Annotated in this window: 1 protein-coding gene; it reads right to left on the bottom strand. The window is 71.0% G+C overall.

The window, feature by feature from the left end; all coding sequences use genetic code 11:
* A partial coding sequence (metK, locus tag ACFY00_RS38145) for a methionine adenosyltransferase (RefSeq protein WP_388038893.1) occupies positions 1-1,125 on the bottom strand: 1,125 nt, incomplete at both ends.

The following is a 1,125-nucleotide window of genomic DNA, read 5'->3' as shown; positions in this document are numbered from 1 at the left end:
CGACGGCCGCCTTCAGCGCGTCGACGCGGTCGGTGCGCTCCCAGGTGAAGTCCGGCAGCTCGCGGCCGAAGTGGCCGTACGCGGCGGTCTGGGCGTAGATCGGGCGCAGCAGGTCGAGGTCGCGGATGATCGCGGCCGGGCGGAGGTCGAAGACCCGGGTCACGGCTTCCTGGATCTTCAGCACGGGGACGGTCTCGGTGCCGAAGGTCTCCACGAACAGGCCGACCGGTTCGGCCTTGCCGATGGCGTAGGCGACCTGGACCTCGGCGCGGCGGGCCAGGCCGGCGGCGACGATGTTCTTGGCGACCCAGCGCATCGCGTACGCGGCGGAGCGGTCGACCTTGGACGGGTCCTTGCCGGAGAACGCGCCGCCGCCGTGGCGGGCCATGCCGCCGTAGGTGTCGATGATGATCTTGCGGCCGGTCAGGCCGGCGTCGCCCATCGGGCCGCCGATCTCGAAGCGCCCGGTCGGGTTGACCAGCAGCCGGTAGCCCTCGGTGACCAGCTTGATGCCCTGCTCGGCCAGCGCCTTGAGCTCCGGCTCGACCACGAACTCGCGGATGTCCGGGGTCAGCAGCGACTCCAGGTCGATGTCGCTGGCGTGCTGGGAGGAGACCACGACGGTGTCCAGGCGCACGGCGCGGTCGCCGTCGTACTCGATGGTGACCTGGGTCTTGCCGTCGGGGCGCAGGTAGGGGATGGTCCCGTTCTTGCGGACCTCGGTCAGGCGGCGCGAGAGCCGGTGCGCCAGCGTGATCGGCAGCGGCATCAGCTCGGGGGTGTCGTCACTGGCGTAGCCGAACATCAGGCCCTGGTCGCCGGCGCCCTGGCGGTCGAGTTCGTCCTCGACGTCGCCCTCCACCCGGTGCTCGTGCGCGGTGTCCACGCCCTGCGCGATGTCCGGGGACTGCGCGCCGATCGACACCGACACGCCGCAGGAGGCGCCGTCGAAGCCCTTCTTCGACGAGTCGTAGCCGATCTCCAGGATCTTCTCCCGGACGAGCTGCGCGATCGGCGCGTACGCCTTGGTGGTGACCTCGCCGGCGATGTGCACCAGGCCGGTGGTGATCAGCGTCTCCACGGCGACGCGGGAGGTCGGGTCGTCCTTGAGGAGGGCGTCCAGGA

It is taken from the genome of Kitasatospora sp. NPDC001540 (genome assembly GCF_042894345.1).
Taxonomy (GTDB): Bacteria; Actinomycetota; Actinomycetes; order Streptomycetales; family Streptomycetaceae; genus Kitasatospora; species Kitasatospora phosalacinea_C.
This window is presented reverse-complemented; position numbering and strand designations above follow the sequence as displayed.